The following is a 19,134-nucleotide window of genomic DNA, read 5'->3' as shown; positions in this document are numbered from 1 at the left end:
CACTCCTACATAATTTCTAGATAAATTTTACGAGCATCTTCTGGTGTTACTTCTCTCCTATTATTCACAAGCAATCGTTGAACTTCCATTCCAGCCTCAACCAATCCTTCAAGATCTTCCTCCGGCACATTGAAAGCTTTTAAGCTAGTTGGAATTTCAAGTGTTTTCACGATGTTTTCTATTAAATCAATGATATATTTTGACTTTTCATTTACCGTCAATTCTTCATTTTTTTCCTTTACCACTCGATCATACGCTTTCGCTAAGAGGTTAATAATAACCGGCTCATTAAACTTCATAACTGGTGTTAGCAGAATGGCGTTAGAAACACCATGGGCAATGTGATATTTTCCACCTAAAGGATAGGACAAGGCATGAACCGCAGTAGTCCCTGAAGATGTAATCGCTACCCCAGCATAGAATGAACCTAATAACATATTCCGCTTCGCTTCAAGTGCATCTGGATTTGTGCAAGCTTCAATAATGTTATTCATAATTAAATCTAATGCCTCTAATGCAAAGGTATCGCTGATTGGGTTCGCTTTTTTTGAAGTAAAGCATTCGATCGCATGGGCTAGAGCATCAATGCCTGTGGCTGCAGCAATTGGTTTAGGTAAATTTTTTATCATGTTGCTATCTAAAATAACGTGGTCCGCAATTAATTCACCATTTACAATACCAACTTTTAAATTCTTTTCAGGTACACCTACAATGCTATTAGGCGTTGCTTCAGACCCTGTACCAGCTGTGGTAGGAATCATTAATGATGTCACTTGTTTTTTAGCTGCTAACGGATCCTCTAGTAAATCTTTTACCGTATAATCATCAGTAGATAACACGGAAGCTAATTTAGCGATATCCATCACACTTCCGCCGCCAACTCCAATGATGAAATCAGCGTTCACTGCTTTAAAATGCTCAACAACCTGTTGAGCTTCTGTGTAAGATGGCTCTGTTGGTATATCCGATAAGATTTCATACTCGATATGATTCTTTTCGATAATACTGATGACTTCGTCTAGCAACCCAACTTTAAGGATGCCTTTATCTGTAAAGATCGCGATTTTTGTTACGCCGTCTTTGATAAGGGTATGGAGGTTTTGCATGGCATCTGAACCTGCAAACACATTTGTTGGCATTTTTAAATTATAATGATTTAACATAATACACATCTCCTTTTTCACTAATCAATTCATGTAATTTAACAAATAGATCTTCATCACCAAACCCGCCAGATTTAGTAATGACATAATGTTTTTCATCCTTAAAATCAATACTTCCAAAAACAATTCCAGGGAATAATTCTTTCAGAGGTTTAATTTCGGTAATCCCGAATACCTTCATCGATTGATATAATGTATCTCCGCCTGTAAATAAGATTGTTCTTTTCATACCATTTGACATAAGCTTCTTTACTAAGTATCCGAGTGACTGTCCAATCCGAAATCTTAGTTCATTTCCTTGATCGGGCAGTTGATTGATTTCTTCTGTCGATACCTTCCCAAATGTTTCAAACATGAGAGGTTGTTCCATGTTTAAATAGTGAAGGATATTTTCTTGTCCTTTTCCTGTATTCCAATATTGTTTATCCCAAAGCTGCTCTAGCGTTAACGATATTCGTTCGAATCCATTTACTTCCGCAAATGCAATTTGCTTTTTAGTTACTGGATTCACACTTCCACTGACAATGAATAATGGTAGTTCCATATCGTTTTGTGTGGTGTCCCTATTTTTATAGATGATCCTGGCTAATGCTTTAGCAAACCCGGCACACCCCACCGTGATCTTTAATGCATCATTCAGTAATAGCTCATGCCCTTGAGATAACATCTCCTCATCCGAGTGACTTTCTATTAACAAAATTCTTTCTTTTTTTGGAGGAATGTCATATTTTTTTGTAATATACGTTTTTAAGTCTGCTTCTTTCAGTAGAAGAGATGGGATGTGGCTTTCCGTTACCGGTTCGTACGGATCTTGTCCAAAAACGCTTTCATTGACTGGAATGGAATTAATAAGTAATATTCCTTCACAACTGAAGCGATTTTGTTCTGGATACGACGGAAGAAAAGGAATGCATACATCCTCGAAAACATCACTCAAAGCTCTTAACTCAGAAGCAACATTACCTCTTAAGGCGGAATCAACTTTTTTAAATATATATGGAATATTTTCTTCTTTGGCTTTTAAGGCGATCTTCTTGATCACTTCATATGCTTCAGATTTATTCAAATATCTTGTTTCAGTATTGAAGACAAGTACTTCTAACTGATCTGTAGATTCACCAAATTCAAACTCTAAGTCAGAGGTCACTACCGTTTTCACACCATAATTAGAGAACTGAACTCCAGTATCAAGTGCCCCCGTAAAATCGTCAGCCATTATAAGTACCCTAATCATATGTTCACCACCTACTTTATAATTGAATTATAGATTCATACTCTATTTTTAAAAATATGATAATTAAAATTATTGTTACATTTTGAAACATTTATATTGGAAGCGATACCAAAATTCAAGAATCCGTGGTAAACTGTTTAAATAAGAAACACATAAGGGGAAAACATATGCAAAATATAACAAAAATCCTTGGTATAGCACCTTACGAAGAGTTAAGAAAATCAATGGAAAATGTAGGCTCTACTTTCTCTAATATTTTGCTAAATACGTATACTGGTGATTTACAAGAAGGAAAAAATCTAGCCCTGGAGGTGATTCATAACGATTATGACATTGTCATCTCAAGAGGAGGAACAGCTGAGTTAATTAGGAAGAATATCTCTATACCGGTTATAGATGTTTCAATCTCTGTTTATGACATTCTAGGTGCGATCAAACTAGCAAATAACTATACTTCTAAATTTGCGATTGTCGGTTATTCAAGTATTACCGAAACCGCACATTTAATTTGTGACATATTGGACTACTCTGTGGAAATATACACAATAGATGATTCAAGTGATACTTTAGGCCTCCTAAAATCACTAAAAGACAAAGGGATTCAATTAGTTCTCTGTGATGCCATCACAAATAAACTAGCACTAAAAATTTCTTTAAATACGATCCTTATTACATCAGGCAGTGAAAGTATTAAACGGACATTCGAACAAGCAATAGAGTTAAATATGCATCTTCAAAAATTAAAATTACAAAACAACTTACTTACAGAAGCTATTGAACAGTCTAAAACGGACTGCTTAATTTTATCCAGTCAGTTTGAATTGATTTATTCCAGTTTAAATACAGTAATTAATGACTCTATCTATCATTATTTGCTTTATAAAAAAGAGACTGCTTCATTTAATGAATCACAAACTTTTTATCATTCAGTAAACAACACTCTATATAACTTGAAAGTAAATAGTTCAAATAAGGCAAATGATATTTTTTATATTGTCACTGTCCAAAAATCTGTCACACCTGTCATGAATTCTAAATTCGGTGTCACCTATGAAGCTAAGTCAGAGGTGGAACAACAATTAAATAATAATTTATATAAAAATCCTATTATCACCGATGATATTAAGGATAAAATTAAACAAATGGATTCAAATAATTCGCCCATTATCTTACTAGGAGAAAGAGGCACAGGAAAATATATTGTCTCGCAAAGCCTATTCACCAGTCAAAATAATAACAATCATACAATGGTAACGATTAATTCTAACTTACTAAATGATACAATGTGGAAACATCTGTTAAACACTAGTAACGGCCCTTTCCTTGAAGTCGGCAATACCATCCAGTTTAATCACTTTGATAAAATTTCAAATGAAAACTTTGAAAAGTTAATGACTATTATTGAATCTACTAACTTACACATAAATAATCGACTGATCTTTATTTGCGAAAAAACATCTGAAGGGATTACATCAGAATCCTATAAAGAATTAATGAATCGAATGAATTCGATAAGTTTCCTACTGCCTACCTTACGAGAAAGAAAAAATGAAATATCAGCTATATTGACGATGTTTTTAAATAAGGTAAATATTGAAAACAATACGGATATTATCGGGTATGAACCTAGTGCTCTGGCTACTCTTTCGCAATACAATTGGCCAGGTAATTTCATACAATTAAAACATGTTCTAACCGAATTAGTTTACCTATCTAAGTCGCTCTATATAACTAGTAATAATGTTAATAGTATTTTGGGTACACAAAAAATGGTTGAAACGATTTCTTACTCAGAAGATGGGATGAATATTCCATTTAACAGCAGCAAAACATTACATGAATTTAGTTTGGATATCATCAAGCAAGTACTTGACCAGCATAATGGCAACCAAACCTTAACAGCTGAGCAGCTTGGTATCAGTCGAACAACGTTATGGAGATACTTAAATAAATAAAAAAGCCTCTCATAGATAGATGGATGAACCATGCTAGCAAAACTAGCATGGTTTTTTCTGATATCCTTCGGCCATTGAACTATCCACACCCATTTTTCAGCAAATTTCCCTGTCAACCAAACGTTTGATTAAAACAGCTTTATTCCTTGATACATATGCCTCTACCCCGCATAGGCCAAAAATAACTTGTAGAAAAATAACAAAAAATAAGTCGGATCTTAGCGAAAAGTCAAGATGCGACATCCTTTCGACGAAATAACAAAAAGGCTATACTAATCAAACGTTTGATTAGTATAGCCTCAAGAACTGATATATTAGAATTATTCCTACAAAGTGACCGCAAAGATTGTCGACAGGAATGAATTAATTCCGCAGGAAATAATCTACTTTTCTACAAGATTTGATGGGATTTCCCAAAATCTATAAGGGTTCTAGTCATCCCCTGGCTGCTTTAATGCAGTGGGGGACTGACCCTTGTCTTAATTCTTGAGCAAATTGTACTGGTTAATTATCTCAATCGAGATTTCACTATTTTCATCCAACCCGCATACTTCATTCAGAACAGTCGGTAGTCCCTTGTCCTTAATCATCTCTTGCAGTTTCACCGCTTCTTGATCTTCCTGATAGTCGAAATGTAAAGCAGAAGCAATCACCGTTGCAAGATTTTTGAAAGAAAGGCCTGCTTTCGCGGCTTCCACAGCCGGTTTAACTAAACGATCATTTGGTCCCAGTTTACGGAGAGGCCCACGCGCTACCCTTGTCACGGCATCATTTAAATGCGCATTTTTAAAGCGATGAATGATCTTATCAATATATTGCTGATGTTCATTAGGATTTAAACCATATTGTTTAATTAAATAAGCGCCCGTCTCTCCAAGTGTGGCTCGAACTTGATTCAGAATGTCTTCATCTGCTAATGCTTGATCAATTGTTTCTTTATTTCCTAGATAGCCAAGATAGGCAATGGTGGCATGGCCCGTATTCACGGTAAAAAGCTTTCTTTCAATAAATGGAGCAAGATCAGCGACAATTTTCATTCCTTCAACAGGTGGAATACTCTCACTTGTTTCCACAACCCATTCATAATAGGTTTCAACCAGTACATCGAGTGAGCCCTGATTGTTCTGAATCGGTACAATCCGGTCAACGGCTGAATTGAAGAAATAGACTTTTCCTGCTAAATTTTCCTTTGTTTCTTCATCTAAATGATCAAATATAAAGCCTTTTAACAAGTCGGTTGCTGAAATTTGATTCTCGCAAGCAATCACATATAACTTTTCATTGTTTGATTTTACTCGTTTGGCTATTCCTTTCGCCATTAAAGGGGCAATATGCGGCAAAATATTCGGCCCAATCGCTGTCGTGAGATAAGTGGCCTTGCTGATTGCGCCCACTACCTCTTCTTCCTGTGTCAAATTATTCAATCCGGAAACATTTTCAACCATCATAATTTCTTGTTGATCGGTTGCCAATTTTACTTGATATTGCTTTTCTTCGTTTAACTGATTAATGATTTGGTCGGCGATATCAACAAAGGTAACATGATAGCCGGACTGTGAAAAAAGTGCGCCAATAAATCCTCTTCCAATATTTCCTGCTCCAAAATGGACTGCTAATTTCATTTTTATCATTCCTTAATAATATTTGTATGAAGATAGTCTAAAAAGACCGCTTCTAATCTCTCCCGGATCATCTCTTCATTCGCTGATGAAAATATCTGGATTGCTTCATTATTTTCAATTAAACTTGTACTTATCAAACTTACTATTTCCTGCTCTCTAACCGCTAATTCCTCAGGGGCCAGCATTAGCAGCAAATTTTTAATAAACATGTCCTTTCCATCCATTCCTTTTACAAGCAATGGATGCTCCAAATGCGCAATCTGAAAAATAAGCTCTTGAACATGTTTATTCCTGCAGTGGAACAGGGCCATTCCTGTTTCCGGTATTCCGAGTCCGCCTTTACTTTCTCGCTCTTTTAATGAGGCCAGTACATCTTCTCCATTTGTTAACAGTTTTTCCTTCTCAGCCTCATGTACCATTCTTTCAATAATCTTTTCATGATCATTTACTTCAGGCATCTGATTGACACGAAAATTAGTTAGGACAGCCTCAATGCTTTTTTGAACATCTTTTAACTGTTGCAAGACTTCGGTAATGTCTGCCCTTTTTCCTCGGTCAGCTGAAAAGGATTCCTTTGGTGAAGATCCTAGATATCGTTTTTTCTCCGTTAGTACATCAATATGTTGGCGCAAGAATTCCCGAATCGTCTCTATATTTTCCTCAGTTAAAAGGGGGGAAACTAAAATATAATCTATGTCAATAAACGGTAGGTTCACAGTTGAAATAATCAAATCATAGTCTTCTAATTGATTTTTTTGCTGGATTTCTTTGATGGATTTGATTTCAATCTGTTCAATCCTGGGAATCTCCTTTTTCACTCTGCTTGCGAGCATTTTAGAAGTTCCGATACCAGTCGGACATACCACCAATGCATGGATTGGTAATTTTTCCTCCCTTAACACAAGCGCAGATCCGAAATGCATGACAATAAAGGCGATTTCATCATCAGGAAAGGAATCAATCTTTCTTAATTGCTTTTCTACACTATTTTTTACCGCGAGAAACAATAACGGATACTTCCGCATTATTTCCTCTTTTAAAGGGTTAAATAAACCCATTTGTTGTTTGATTCGATAAAGAGAAGGTTCCATGTGAGCCAGCAGTCCTTGATATAATGAAAAGTCATTCGTTAAATCAACATGCAGTTGGGAGGAGACATCCTGTATAAGGGCTCTAACCAATTTGCTAAGACCGATACTGTCATAGGGAGCCTCGTCCGCTGCTTGAAGTTTGGACCCCTTTAGGATTACGGCTAAATAGATGAAATCCTCTTTAGAGAACTTGACCGAGAAGATCGCTTCAAGTTCCTTACATATTTCCACTATTAGCCGATACTCATTTGTTAAATCATCGGAAAATTCTACATCCTCCTTTAATAAAAAGAAGTCTTCCGTCCTTTGCATGGTAATACATATATGTACGATAAGCCCAATATAATCACTATCGGCAAGACGCAGCTGCGAATTACTAAAAGTAGTATTTACTAACCGCTCTATCGCAAGAAGGTAGTCGGGAAGAAAGTAATGTAAAATATTTCTATGATCATACTTACCATTTTCCAACAAAAATAATCTCTCTATCAGTTCTTCATGAAAATGAAGCAGAATATAACTTGCTAGGGCTTTTCGCTTAGATGACTCCGAGCCGATCAAATCGACCCCCACACCTCGTTTTCTTGTTAATTGCACATTAAAACGACCAAGCCAATCCTTCAATTCATCTAAATAAGTTGTCAAAGTTGTAATACTAACACCAATGTTACTTGATAAGACTTGAATCTTATAGGATTCCTCTTGAACCAACGTTATTAATAACTGTAGTTTTTTTTCTTGCGGGGGTTGATCGATTGAATGATTCCCCATTAAAAATTGGAATAGGCGAAAAATTTGTTCGTTCTTCCCTTCAATCGCAAGTCCCTTCTCCATATTACGTATTAATCGGAGATCAAATGAATCAATAATTTTCTCTACCGCTTTTAAATCCCGGTGGATTGTTCGCCCGCTCACATTTAAGTATGCTGCTATCGACGAAACGGTATGTTTACCTGATGTTTTAACGATTAATTCAATGATTGCTTTTTCCCTAGAAGTTATATACATGCAATCAACTCGTTTCTGATAAAAAGTACACGAGGAAAAAGTGAATAGAAAAGCGGCAATATGCTGCTTTTCTATTCGTTAATTGAGAACTATTTATTATTTATCATTTAAAATATCCATGATTTCTGTTGCTGACTTGGCCTCAACCAGTCTTTCTATATTGGCCATATCTGAACATGTAACAGCAATTCCAGATAAAATTTCAAGGTGTGTACCATCTTTCCCGGCAATGCCGAAAATCACCCTTACCTTTTGCCCATCAAAATCCACACCATTTGGTACCTGTAATACCGTAAACCCAGAATTTAGAACATCTTTTTTCGCTTCTTCGGTACCGTGTGGAATCGCAACATCATTACCCATATACGTGGAAGTCATTTCGTCACGGGCAATCATGGCATCAATATAGCTTTCCTTCACATATCCCGCCTTAACTAGTGCCCGACCCGCAAAACGAATCGCCTCTTCCTTTGACGCAAATTCCTGATTGAGAAAGATATTTTCTTCACGCAGCAAAGCATCATCTGTATGTGGGTCACCACTTGGAACAGCGGCTTCAGCGTCCTCGACGATTTCCTGCAGCTCTGCTGTTTCTGGATTTTTTAAACGATTAATTAATTTATCATATTCTGGGCTTGATAAGAAATTATCAACTGAAATATGATAAGCATGCGGTACTTGTTTCTGAGCTCTAGGTGTCAGTTCCTCCTGCGTTATAACAATTTGGGCATCAGAAGGCAGGTTACTGATCGCCATATTAGTCACTGAAATATTCATCTCAGCTTCCTTAACCTTTTTCCGAAGAAGTGAAGCACCCATGGCACTTGATCCCATTCCAGCATCACAAGCGAAGATAATTCTGCTTACATTTTTAGGAAGTTCTCCGTCATTAACAGCAAAAGCATTGGCAACGGAGCTCTTCTTGCCTTTCATTTCTTGCATTTTTCTTGCTGCTTCTTCAAGATCCGCATCTTGCTGCTTACCTGTCTTTAAAATAAATGATGAAAAAACAAAGGATACGACTCCAGCTACGAGGACTCCAGCAATGTTTGCTAAATAAGTACTTGCATGCGGCGGAGTAACGGCCATAATGGCAAGAATACTACCTGGCGATGCCGGAGCTGATAATCCCCCGCCTAACAGCCTTAAGGTAAATACACCGCTCATTCCACCCAAGATGACGGCAAAGAACAACATCGGACGCATTAAAATGTATGGGAAGTAAATTTCATGAATCCCGCCAAAAAACTGAATGATGGCAGCGCCTGGTGCTGACCTTTTTGCATTCCCTTTTCCAAAGATACAATAGGCCAAGAGAACACCAATCCCCGGACCAGGGTTTGCTTCAAGCAGAAACAGTATGGATTTTCCTGTTGTTTTTGCCTGCTCCAAACCGATTGGTGAAAGTACACCATGATTGATCGCATTATTTAAAAACAATACTTTTGCCGGTTCGATAATGATACTTGTCAATGGCAAAAGTCCTGTAGCTAACAGCCAATCTACACCCGTAACAAGCCAGCCGGTAAAAGTGGTAACAGCCGGACCAACAGCTAAAAAGGCTAAGATAGCTAAGAATCCGCCCAATATCCCTGCTGAGAAATTATTTACTAACATTTCAAAACCAGCTTTGACTTTACCCTCAATTAGCTGATCGAATTTCTTAATCACATAACCGCCGAGCGGCCCCATGATCATAGCTCCAAGGAACATTGGGATATCTGCGCCCACAATGACACCCATTGTCACAATCGCCCCAACGACACCCCCGCGTTGATCGTGTACAAGTTTCCCGCCTGTATAACCAATTAGTAGCGGAAGCAAGTAGGTAACCATTGGTCCTACTAATTTGGAAAGGTTTTCATTTGGAAAAAACCCTGTAGGAATAAATAGTGCAGTAATTAAACCCCAAGCTATGAATGCCGATATATTCGGCATAACCATCGAGCTTAAGAAGTTACCGAACTTCTGAACAGCTACTTTTATATTAGATTGAGCCATATGCCCTCATCCCTTCATTATGATGTTACCTTATTCATGGTAAAGGACAAACCGACTTCATTCAATAAAGAGGAAAACTAACTTTGTCATTATATAAGTGACAAAGTTAGTCTTTCTCAAAGGACAAATAGTTATGCCGCTTGGAAACCCATAAAACGTGCATGGTAAGTCCTTGTTCTTCAAGGAATCCTTATTGCAAAATAAAAGACTCAATCCATTTCGGATTGAGTCTTACTAGAACAGATTTTTCTTTCAACAGTTTCTTAGGACAGACTTATTACTCTACCGTTACTGATTTCGCAAGGTTACGCGGTTTATCCACGTCACAATCACGGTGCAGAGCGGCGTAGTAAGCAATTAACTGCATTGGTATAACAGAGATAAGTGGTGTTAATAATTCATGGACTTCTGGGATGACGAAGCTATCTTCGTCCATATTTAAGCCCTTCATTGAAATGATACAAGTGCTTGCTCCACGTGCAGCAACCTCTTTCACATTTCCACGGATGCTTAAGTTTACACTTTCTTGGGTGGCAAGAGCGATGACTGGTGTGCCCTCTTCGATTAATGCAATCGTTCCGTGCTTTAATTCTCCACCTGCAAAGCCCTCAGCTTGGATATACGAAATTTCCTTCAGCTTCAAGGCACCTTCTAGACCAACATAATAGTCAACACCGCGGCCGATGAAGAATGCATTCCTTGTTACTGATAAGAATTCTCTTGAAATATGCTCAATCAACTCTTTAGAGTCACATAGCACTTCCATTGCATTTGCGATAATTCCTAGTTCATGGACTAAATCCATCTCAACGTCGATGTTTTGGCTCTTAGCTGTTACCTCAGCTAAAATGGCAAGTACAGCAAGTTGTGCAGTATATGCTTTCGAAGAAGCAACAGCAATTTCAGGACCTGCATGAAGCAAAAGTGTATAATCCGCTTCACGAGAAAGTGTTGAGCCTGGGACATTTGTAATTGTTAAAGTTGGGTAACCTAATTCTTTTACTTTAACAAGCACTGCACGGCTGTCGGCCGTTTCTCCACTTTGTGAAATGAAAATAAACAAAGGCTTTTCTGTAAGAAGCGGCATATTGTAAACAAATTCACTAGCAATATGCACTTCGACAGGAATTTTAGCAATGTTTTCAATGAACTGCTTACCGACAAGTCCTGCATGGTAAGAGGTTCCTGCTGCTACAATATAAATCCGGTCTGATTTATTCACGGCCGCAATGATCTCATCATCAATGGTTAATTCACCCTGAGTATTTTGGTACGTTTGGATAATCTTACGCATCACAAGCGGCTGCTCATCAATCTCTTTTAACATATAGTGCGGGTACGTACCCTTTTCGATGTCACTTGCATCCAGTTCCGCTGTATATGGCTTTCGGCTGATAATTTCACCGTTAAGATTTTGAATGGTCACTTCATCCTTCGAAACAAGGACAACTTCTTTGTCCATTAATTCCAGGTATTGATTCGTAACTTGAATCATTGCCATTGCGTCGCTGGCAATCACATTAAAGTCTTTTCCTAATCCGACAAGAAGGGGACTTTTGTTTTTTGCCACATAAATGGTTTCGGCGTCTTCTGCATCTAATAACGCAAGCGCATATGAACCGTGTAACAGCTCTAGGGTTTTACGGAATGACTCTAAAACCTCTGATCCTTGGCTGACAAATAATTCAATCAGCTGAACAATAACTTCTGTATCTGTTTCGCTCGTGAACGAGACATCTGCTAAATATTCACGCTTTAAAAGGTCATAGTTCTCAATTACCCCGTTATGAACTAAGGTAAACCGACCTGAAGCACTTTGATGTGGATGAGAATTTACCTTACTCGGCACACCATGTGTTGCCCAACGGGTATGACCAATTCCCACATTTGCCGCAATATTTTCATCAACGATTTGACGTAAATCAGCTATACGACCTTTTTCCTTAAAAACATGAACTCCATTTTTGTTCATAACTGCTATGCCTGCTGAATCATAACCTCTATACTCAAGCTTTTCTAAGCCTTTTAATAAAATTTCTTTTGTATCATTATTTCCGATATATCCTACGATTCCACACATTTTCTAGTTCCTCCCTGATATAGGGGGCAAGAATGCTTTGGAGGCTAATGCTTGCCCCCTTATCTCTGTTTTTAAGGTATCTGTCTATACCCTTTTAGCATTACTGTTAGTATGCGCATTTTCTTCTCTTTGTGCACAAAGTTGCCTCTGTGTTTTAAAGAAGAAATTTTTCGGTTGTGCGTCTTCAACCGGGAGGTATCCGCCGAACATTCGATACTCCTCCTCCTCGTCAACTAACCCACCACATTAGGTTAGTCCAGGCGCTTTTTTTTTAATAGTAACTCTTATATTCTCACTCCCCACCTTTCGTTGAAATTATGCAGTATTTTGCTTTAAGAAACAAAGCAAATTAATACTACTATGATTACGTGTCCCCGTCAACCAAAAACAGGAATTCGTCATCATTCATACATAATAAAATATGCATAAAGGAAGGAGACCGTTCCCTTATGCATATTATATGGGTTCTATTCTTCTTTTAATTCCATTTCTTCCTTGACTACTGCTACAATTCGGTTTACATAGGATTCACATAATTCCTCTGTTGGTGCTTCTGCCATAACACGGACAAGTGGTTCTGTTCCAGATGGCCGCACGAGAATTCTACCGTCTCCGGCCATTTCAGCTTCAACCTGCTCAATAACCGCTTTTACTTGTGCATTATCGGTTACATGGTGTTTGTCGGTTACTCTCACATTGACAAGTTTCTGAGGGAATTTCTTCATTTCACCAGCCAGTTCAGATAACTTCTTCCCCGTAACCTTCATAATGTTAACTAACTGCAATCCTGATAATAAGCCATCCCCAGTGGTGTTATAGTCTAGGAAGATAATATGGCCGGATTGTTCTCCGCCAAGATTAAATCCATTTTTCTTCATTTCTTCGACAACATATCGGTCACCCACAGCTGTCGGTACACTATGGATTCCATGGGCTTCTAGTGCTTTATAGAAGCCGAGATTGCTCATAACAGTTGAAACAATGGTTCCATGTTTTAGTCGACCTTGTTCCTTTAAATATTTACCGCAAATATACATGATTTGGTCGCCATCCACGATTGACCCATTTTCATCAATGGCAATTAAACGGTCACCATCACCGTCAAAAGAAAGACCCACATCTGCACCTTTTTCTTTCACTAAAGCGGCTAATGCTTCAGGGTGTGTGGAACCGACACCCGCATTGATATTTAACCCATTCGGAGAAGCTCCCATGGTGGAGAGATCTGCATCCAAATCAGCAAATAAATGTGCGGCTAACGAAGATGTCGCCCCATGCGCACAATCTAAAGCAATATGAATCCCTGAAAAATCTTCATCGACACTATTTTTCAAGTATTGCAGGTATTTTTGACCGCCTTCGAAATAATCCATGACTTGCCCAAGTTCTGAACCGACTGGTCGAGGCAGCTGATCCTCTGGCATATCAATAAGTTCTTCAATTTCTAACTCCTGCTCATCAGAAAGTTTAAAGCCATCCGGACCAAAAAATTTAATTCCATTATCGGCGACTGGATTATGGGAAGCAGAAATCATAACACCTGCTTGTGCACCTAAGGCTTTTGTTAAATATGAAACACCTGGAGTAGAAATAACCCCCAAACGCATAACTTCCGCTCCAATAGATAGTAACCCCGCTACCAGTGCTCCTTCTAACATATGCCCAGATATACGAGTATCACGTCCGATGAGGACTTTAGGACGATCCTTGTCCTTTGTTAAAACATATCCGCCAAATCGTCCTAATTTAAAAGCAAGTTCCGGTGTTAATTCACTATTTGCTACTCCACGTACCCCATCGGTACCGAAATATTTTCCCATTTTAAAAATCTCTCCTTCAACATGTGTATTGCTGGATTTTATGCATTAATTTTATGGATCGTAATTTTCGCTGATGATTTAGCTGGTTTCCATTCTACTGCAGAAGGACCGTCAACATGAATGTCTACTTCATGATCCCCTTCTTCAAGGTTAGACACATCGATAAAGACATTAAAGTCTTCAGCCTTAACGCGAGTAACTTTTGAAGCGGGGCCGTTAACTAGTATATCAATCAACTGATTTTCAGGATCATTAATGGTAGCCTCATATTCATCGGATAATCCTTTAATGGTTACAGGTACATCCGAAAGGGTTTTTTCTTCTTCCTTTTTGACTACAACCGTTGCTTTCACCAATTGCGGTGTCACCTTGGTAATCCCATTTGAAATAATGACAGGCAATGTCAGTGTGGTATTATCGGTAATTTTGCTAAGATCTACTTCCACGCGGACTCTTTCAGTATTATTTAGAACACTCTCATTCCCGTAGACGGTTGCTTCTTTTTTATCGATTTCAATCGACTCAATGGTCACTCCCTCTGGGGCGGTTCCATTTCTAACAATATTGATTGGCACAGTCTTTGTGTTGCTTTTCACTGGAATTGTAATTTTAACTGTATTAGGTTCCACTTGAACATTTAACTTATTTAGATCTTTATCAAGTACCTGGATGTCAGCTTCATCAGTAATCGTATCTTTTAGTTTATTTCTTGTTTCTAGAGTTGCCTTAACATAGCTAATCCGGTCAACGATATTTTTTGCGCCTGTAATCTTTACCTTATTAGGTTCAACCACAGGGATACCTGCTGAATACCCCTCATCAATTTGATTCTTATTAAATTCTGCCTCTACCTTAAATTCCTTGGTAATCTTCTCTTGGACAGAAACAGTCACACTACTTGGTTTCACCGTTGCCGTCAATTTATCTGATAGATTTCTAACCTTTACTTTCACCTTCTGTTTTCCAACTTTGGCTTTTGTTAAATCTACATACACTTCAAAGTTTTTTAAGGCCTTTGCCGTCTGGATGTGCGTCAGTGGACCCTTTAAGGTGATTTCAACATTGCTTGGAATCCCAGACACGACTAAATTTTCAGTATCATAATAAACATTAACAGGAATATTAGTGATCGTGGCTGTGGATTGTTCTCCTGGAACATTCACGTCTGTTATCTTTTTCCCTGTGTGTGGGACAGAGGAATAGAGAAGAACAGCTAATAGCAACGCTAGGATTTTTATAAACCAGGGATTATCCATCCATTTATCCATTATTTTTCCCCCTCCAGTTCCAACGAGCTGAAGAAGCTTGTTTCGGTTTGATGTTAATTAGCAATTCACTCGTAAGTAATTCCTTTAATTCATCAAGATTGATTGAACGGTGAAGTTCCCCATTCTTTGTAAGCGAAATATTACCGGTCTCTTCCGATACAACGACAGTTAAACTATCTGTGACTTCGCTGATACCTAATGCTGCACGGTGCCTCGTTCCAAGCTCCTTCGATATAAATGGGCTTTCGGATAAAGGAAGATAGCAGGCGGCTGCAGCGACATTATTTTTCTGAATAATAACCGCACCATCATGAAGCGGTGTATTCGGGATAAAGATATTAATGAGCAATTCTGAGGAAATATTTGAATGTAACTGGATACCAGTTTCTATGTAATCGCCCATTCCTGTTTCTCTTTCAATAGAGATTAACGCTCCAATACGGCGCTTTGCCATATAATCGGTTGCCTTGACAATCGCTTCAACTGCCTTTTCCGGACCTTCATCATCCAAAGTACTGCTTCTCGAGAAGAACTTCCCCCTGCCTAATTGCTCAAGGGCCCTCCTGAGTTCAGGTTGAAAAATGATAATAATCGCAAGAAACCCGTATGTTATCGCCTGTTCCATCATCCAGCTCAACGTTTGGAAGCCTAGAAACTCGCTGACAACTCTGCCTAAAAGAATAACGAGAATGCCCTTTAGTAATTGAACGGCCTTCGTTCCTCTAATCACATTGATCAACTTGTAAATGACATACCATACGAGGACAATATCAACAATACTAGCTAAATACTTCCATATTTCGAAATCAGCAAACGGCATTGTTCTTCCTCCGTAATTTTCTTTATCACATATAAAATACAATCTATTTATTATATCATAAATACCACTTGTACCTATTATATGTATCTTCGTAAAAAAACAAATCACTCAGACAGAGTGATTTGTTTTTTATTTAGTTTCTGGTTGGTTCTCAAAAATTTGAACAACATCATGTGTAGTCTTTTTAATATGGTACCAAATCCAATCAAACACTTCATTAACTTCATCAATTTGCCCCGTTACATGTCCTGCCGAAGCCAAATACTTTTCACCATTTATGACGGTTACATCCCCTTGGACTTCGCCTTCAATTTTCAATTTGCCATTCCGGACGATGACATCGCCTTTGACTGTTTCACCTTTAGGAACGATGACCGTATTATTTTGAACCACTAAATTTTTTTGCTTTGTAACCGAAAATTCGCGATCTTCATTCCATGTCGAAAAGAGACTGCCCATCATTAATACGAGAAATAATGAGGCAGCTGCAAGCATGGGATGGTTTTTTATCCAGCGCTGCATTCCAATCTTTCTCTTCTCTTTTGGTAAACGTGCCAATACATTAGCGGTAAAATTATCAGGCGCTTGCATATATGAGACGCTTTTTACAAAAGCAATCGTCTTTTTTAATTCATTAAATACTGCTTCACAATCTTTACAACTTTGGAGGTGTTCTCTTAGGGTTCGTTCATGTTCGGGTGTAATTTCCTCATCTAAGTATTCATGCATTAGCTCGATGATTTGCTCTGGACACATTGACAGTTTCACCTCTCATCATACATATCTTAATTGTTGTCTAAGTGCTTCTCGTCCCCGGTGAATTCTTGTTTTAACCGTCCCCAGGGGTAATTCAAGAATTTCACTAATTTCATTCAAGGAGAGCTCTTCCATATATTTCAAAACAATGGCTGACCGATATTTGTCAGGCAGTTTTAAGATCTCGTTTTGGACGGTTTCTTGCAGTTCTAAACTTTCTAACTCCGTCTCAGGCAGCGGTGTGTTGGAAGGGATCTGTGAGTACATGGTTAAGCCGTCTGTCCCTGCAACTTCAGCATCTAAATAATGATCTGGTTTCTTTTTACGCATTCGGTCAATACACAGATTGGTAGCAATCCGGAACAGCCAGGTTGAAAATTTCAAATCTTGATTAAAGGATTTGATATTAACAAAGGCACGGATAAAAGCTTCCTGTGCAATATCCTCTGCTTCATGCCGATTACCAAGCATGCGAAAACATAGTTGATAAATACTGTTTTTATATAATTCAACAATTTCACCAAAGGCATCCTGGTCTCCCTTGATTACTTGCTTTATTCTCTTTTTTACTATTGCATCCATTAAGTTACCTCAGCTCCATTGCTGCTAACCGATAATACGTATCGATAACAGAAAAGTTTCGTTTAAAAACGAAAAAAATTTACAACACCTTTAATATTAACAAAAATATCCTAAAAGGTTTAATAATAAGCTAAAAATAAAAAAACAGCCGCACAGATGATGTGCAGCTGTCCGATTTCGGGTGCTTTTTTATTAAATGACGGTCCGCACTTTTCGGTTCGGTTTGGGGGATTAGGTAAAGCAGGCGAGCTGAGAATTAGACGGAAAAATTCCGCCTAATTTGAAATGAGTATAAAAAAATGAGTAAATAGCCGGAGAAATTCCGTCTATTTACTCAAAAAATGCTAAAATGGGGGATTTTGCTTTGCTTAAACGGAAAAACTCCGCTTATTTACCACAAAATGAACTCCATTCTGCTTTTAACCGGAAAAGCTCCGCTTATTTTACTTTTGCCGTTAACACGACTAAGCTGTTTTTATTTATAATAATTTTTCCCCGAATAATGAGCCCATTAGCTCAACAGCAACTTTAGCTGTTTTATTTTTTTCATCTAAAATAGGGTTTACTTCAACAAATTCTGCGGAGGTAATAATTTTTGACTCTTCTAACATCTCCATGGCAAGATGACTTTCACGGTAACTGATTCCACCAATAACTGGTGTACCAACGCCTGGAGCATCATTAGGATCTAAACCATCTAGATCGAGTGATAAATGAACACCATCTGTTTTATCCTTAAGGTAGGCAATTGTTTCCTCCATTACTGCAGCCATCCCCATTCGGTCTATTTCATGCATAGTATAAACCTTGATACCTATTTCTTTAATTAATTCTTTTTCTCCATCATCCAGCGCCCTTGCACCAATAATGACTACATTCTCTGGTTTTACTTTTGGACCATATCCGCCTATATCGGTTAACTTGCTGTGACCTAACCCGATACTGACGGCTAGAGGCATTCCGTGGATATTACCTGTGGGACTTGTTTCAGCTGTATTTAAATCACCATGGGCATCATACCAAATTACTCCAAGGTTTTTATAATGTTTAGATACACCTGCTAAAGTACCAATTGCGATACTATGATCACCGCCAAGAACGAGTGGAAATGCACCAGACTCCACAGCAGCATCTACTTTTTCAGCAAGTAAAGCACTTTTTTCCGCAACTAAATCTAAATTTCGTAAATTGGATTCTTTATCAACTACTACTTCAGGTCTTCCAATTGGAATATCCCCTAAATCATGTATTTCATCAAATAGTGGCTTTAGGCGTTCAACTACCCCCGCATAACGGATCGCACTTGGCCCCATGTCCACCCCACGTCTCATTTGTCCTAAATCCATCGGCATTCCAATAATCGAAAGCTTGTTCATAATAATTCCTCCTACCCCAATATGATTCTATTTTAACCGCTTTCATACCGATGACTCAACTCGACAAAATAATGTATGAATATACGTAAGAAAAGCAAAAAAAAACTTTGGAAGTTTATCCAAGGTTTTTGCTTTTCCTATATGAGCCATGAAGGACTCGAACCTTCGACCCTCTGATTAAAAGTCAGATGCTCTACCAACTGAGCTAATGGCTCTCTGGCTGGGCTAGCTGGATTTGAACCAACGCATGTCGCAGTCAAAGTGCGATGCCTTACCGCTTGGCTATAGCCCAATAATGATGTGATAATATCTAGTATGACCAACTTTTTTAAAAATATAATGGTGGAGGGGGACGGAT

Annotated in this window: 13 protein-coding genes and 2 tRNA genes; 1 reads left to right on the top strand and 14 read right to left on the bottom strand. The window is 38.2% G+C overall.

The features are described 5' to 3' along the window. Positions 1-5: 5 nt before the first annotated feature. On the bottom strand, positions 6-1,163 hold the full coding sequence (locus tag COJ96_RS26695; RefSeq protein WP_098576665.1) for an iron-containing alcohol dehydrogenase: 1,158 nt from the start codon (positions 1,161-1,163) through the stop codon (positions 6-8). Beyond that, a complete protein-coding gene (locus COJ96_RS26690) occupies positions 1,147-2,397 on the bottom strand; it encodes a four-carbon acid sugar kinase family protein (RefSeq protein ID WP_098576664.1) in 1,251 nt (416 codons plus the stop codon). The genes COJ96_RS26695 and COJ96_RS26690 overlap by 17 nt, the downstream gene beginning before the upstream one ends. Positions 2,398-2,564: 167 nt before the next feature. Here COJ96_RS26690 and COJ96_RS26685 point away from each other — a divergent pair, with 167 nt between their 5' ends. Then, positions 2,565-4,352: a sigma-54-dependent transcriptional regulator gene (locus COJ96_RS26685; protein ID WP_098576663.1), complete on the top strand. Its 1,788-nt coding sequence runs from the start codon at positions 2,565-2,567 to the stop codon at positions 4,350-4,352. A 479-nt stretch (positions 4,353-4,831) separates the two neighbouring features. Here COJ96_RS26685 and COJ96_RS26680 read toward each other — a convergent pair whose 3' ends face one another. The 12 genes from COJ96_RS26680 to COJ96_RS26625 all read right to left on the bottom strand — a co-directional run bounded on the left by COJ96_RS26680 (position 4,832) and on the right by COJ96_RS26625 (position 19,068). Next, positions 4,832-5,974, bottom strand: a complete 1,143-nt coding sequence (locus COJ96_RS26680; protein WP_098576662.1) for a mannitol-1-phosphate 5-dehydrogenase — start codon at positions 5,972-5,974, stop codon at positions 4,832-4,834. A gap of 5 nt (positions 5,975-5,979) precedes the next feature. Beyond that, positions 5,980-8,073, bottom strand: coding sequence for a PRD domain-containing protein (locus tag COJ96_RS26675; protein ID WP_098576661.1), 2,094 nt, complete (start codon positions 8,071-8,073; stop codon positions 5,980-5,982). A 96-nt stretch (positions 8,074-8,169) separates the two neighbouring features. Next, entirely contained in the window at positions 8,170-10,074 is a 1,905-nt protein-coding gene (locus tag COJ96_RS26670; protein WP_098576660.1) for a PTS mannitol transporter subunit IICBA, read from the bottom strand. A gap of 277 nt (positions 10,075-10,351) precedes the next feature. Next, entirely contained in the window at positions 10,352-12,154 is a 1,803-nt protein-coding gene (gene glmS / locus COJ96_RS26665; RefSeq protein WP_098576659.1) for a glutamine--fructose-6-phosphate transaminase (isomerizing), read from the bottom strand. 467 nt (positions 12,155-12,621) lie between these two features. Then, positions 12,622-13,974, bottom strand: a complete 1,353-nt coding sequence (gene glmM / locus COJ96_RS26660; protein ID WP_098576658.1) for a phosphoglucosamine mutase — start codon at positions 13,972-13,974, stop codon at positions 12,622-12,624. A 38-nt stretch (positions 13,975-14,012) separates the two neighbouring features. Further along, positions 14,013-15,242 carry a CdaR family protein gene (locus tag COJ96_RS26655; RefSeq protein WP_098576657.1) on the bottom strand — a complete coding sequence of 410 codons (1,230 nt, stop codon included), beginning with the start codon at positions 15,240-15,242 and terminating at the stop codon, positions 14,013-14,015. Then, on the bottom strand, positions 15,235-16,062 hold the full coding sequence (gene cdaA / locus COJ96_RS26650; RefSeq protein ID WP_098576656.1) for a diadenylate cyclase CdaA: 828 nt from the start codon (positions 16,060-16,062) through the stop codon (positions 15,235-15,237). Before cdaA ends, COJ96_RS26655 begins: the two co-directional genes overlap by 8 nt. 129 nt (positions 16,063-16,191) lie before the next feature. Beyond that, on the bottom strand, positions 16,192-16,818 hold the full coding sequence (locus COJ96_RS26645) for an anti-sigma factor family protein (protein ID WP_098576655.1): 627 nt from the start codon (positions 16,816-16,818) through the stop codon (positions 16,192-16,194). A gap of 18 nt (positions 16,819-16,836) precedes the next feature. After that, positions 16,837-17,400 (bottom strand): RNA polymerase sigma factor SigW, encoded by a 564-nt coding sequence (gene sigW / locus COJ96_RS26640; protein WP_098576654.1) that lies wholly within the window; start codon positions 17,398-17,400, stop codon positions 16,837-16,839. 479 nt (positions 17,401-17,879) lie between these two features. Beyond that, positions 17,880-18,776, bottom strand: a complete 897-nt coding sequence (gene rocF / locus COJ96_RS26635; RefSeq protein ID WP_098576653.1) for an arginase — start codon at positions 18,774-18,776, stop codon at positions 17,880-17,882. Positions 18,777-18,918: 142 nt separating this feature from the next. Continuing rightward, positions 18,919-18,991 (bottom strand) — tRNA-Lys (locus tag COJ96_RS26630). Positions 18,992-18,993: 2 nt separating this feature from the next. Then, a tRNA-Gln gene (locus COJ96_RS26625) sits at positions 18,994-19,068 on the bottom strand. Positions 19,069-19,134 lie beyond the last annotated feature (66 nt).

The sequence above is a fragment of the Bacillus sp. AFS073361 genome, assembly GCF_002567005.1.
In the GTDB taxonomy this organism is placed as follows: Bacteria; Bacillota; Bacilli; order Bacillales; family Cytobacillaceae; genus Neobacillus.
This window is presented reverse-complemented; position numbering and strand designations above follow the sequence as displayed.

What these genes read in the sequence shown, in the direction of transcription:
- COJ96_RS26695 (WP_098576665.1), bottom strand. Translation starts at nt 1,163, where the DNA reads ATGTTAAATCATTATAATTTAAAAATGCCAACAAATGTGTTTGCAGGT.
- COJ96_RS26690 (WP_098576664.1), bottom strand. Translation starts at nt 2,397, where the DNA reads ATGATTAGGGTACTTATAATGGCTGACGATTTTACGGGGGCACTTGAT.
- COJ96_RS26685 (WP_098576663.1), top strand. Translation starts at nt 2,565, where the DNA reads ATGCAAAATATAACAAAAATCCTTGGTATAGCACCTTACGAAGAGTTA.
- COJ96_RS26680 (WP_098576662.1), bottom strand. Translation starts at nt 5,974, where the DNA reads ATGAAATTAGCAGTCCATTTTGGAGCAGGAAATATTGGAAGAGGATTT.
- COJ96_RS26675 (WP_098576661.1), bottom strand. Translation starts at nt 8,073, where the DNA reads ATGTATATAACTTCTAGGGAAAAAGCAATCATTGAATTAATCGTTAAA.
- COJ96_RS26670 (WP_098576660.1), bottom strand. Translation starts at nt 10,074, where the DNA reads ATGGCTCAATCTAATATAAAAGTAGCTGTTCAGAAGTTCGGTAACTTC.
- glmS (WP_098576659.1), bottom strand. Translation starts at nt 12,154, where the DNA reads ATGTGTGGAATCGTAGGATATATCGGAAATAATGATACAAAAGAAATT.
- glmM (WP_098576658.1), bottom strand. Translation starts at nt 13,974, where the DNA reads ATGGGAAAATATTTCGGTACCGATGGGGTACGTGGAGTAGCAAATAGT.
- COJ96_RS26655 (WP_098576657.1), bottom strand. Translation starts at nt 15,242, where the DNA reads ATGGATAAATGGATGGATAATCCCTGGTTTATAAAAATCCTAGCGTTG.
- cdaA (WP_098576656.1), bottom strand. Translation starts at nt 16,062, where the DNA reads ATGCCGTTTGCTGATTTCGAAATATGGAAGTATTTAGCTAGTATTGTT.
- COJ96_RS26645 (WP_098576655.1), bottom strand. Translation starts at nt 16,818, where the DNA reads ATGTGTCCAGAGCAAATCATCGAGCTAATGCATGAATACTTAGATGAG.
- sigW (WP_098576654.1), bottom strand. Translation starts at nt 17,400, where the DNA reads ATGGATGCAATAGTAAAAAAGAGAATAAAGCAAGTAATCAAGGGAGAC.
- rocF (WP_098576653.1), bottom strand. Translation starts at nt 18,776, where the DNA reads ATGAACAAGCTTTCGATTATTGGAATGCCGATGGATTTAGGACAAATG.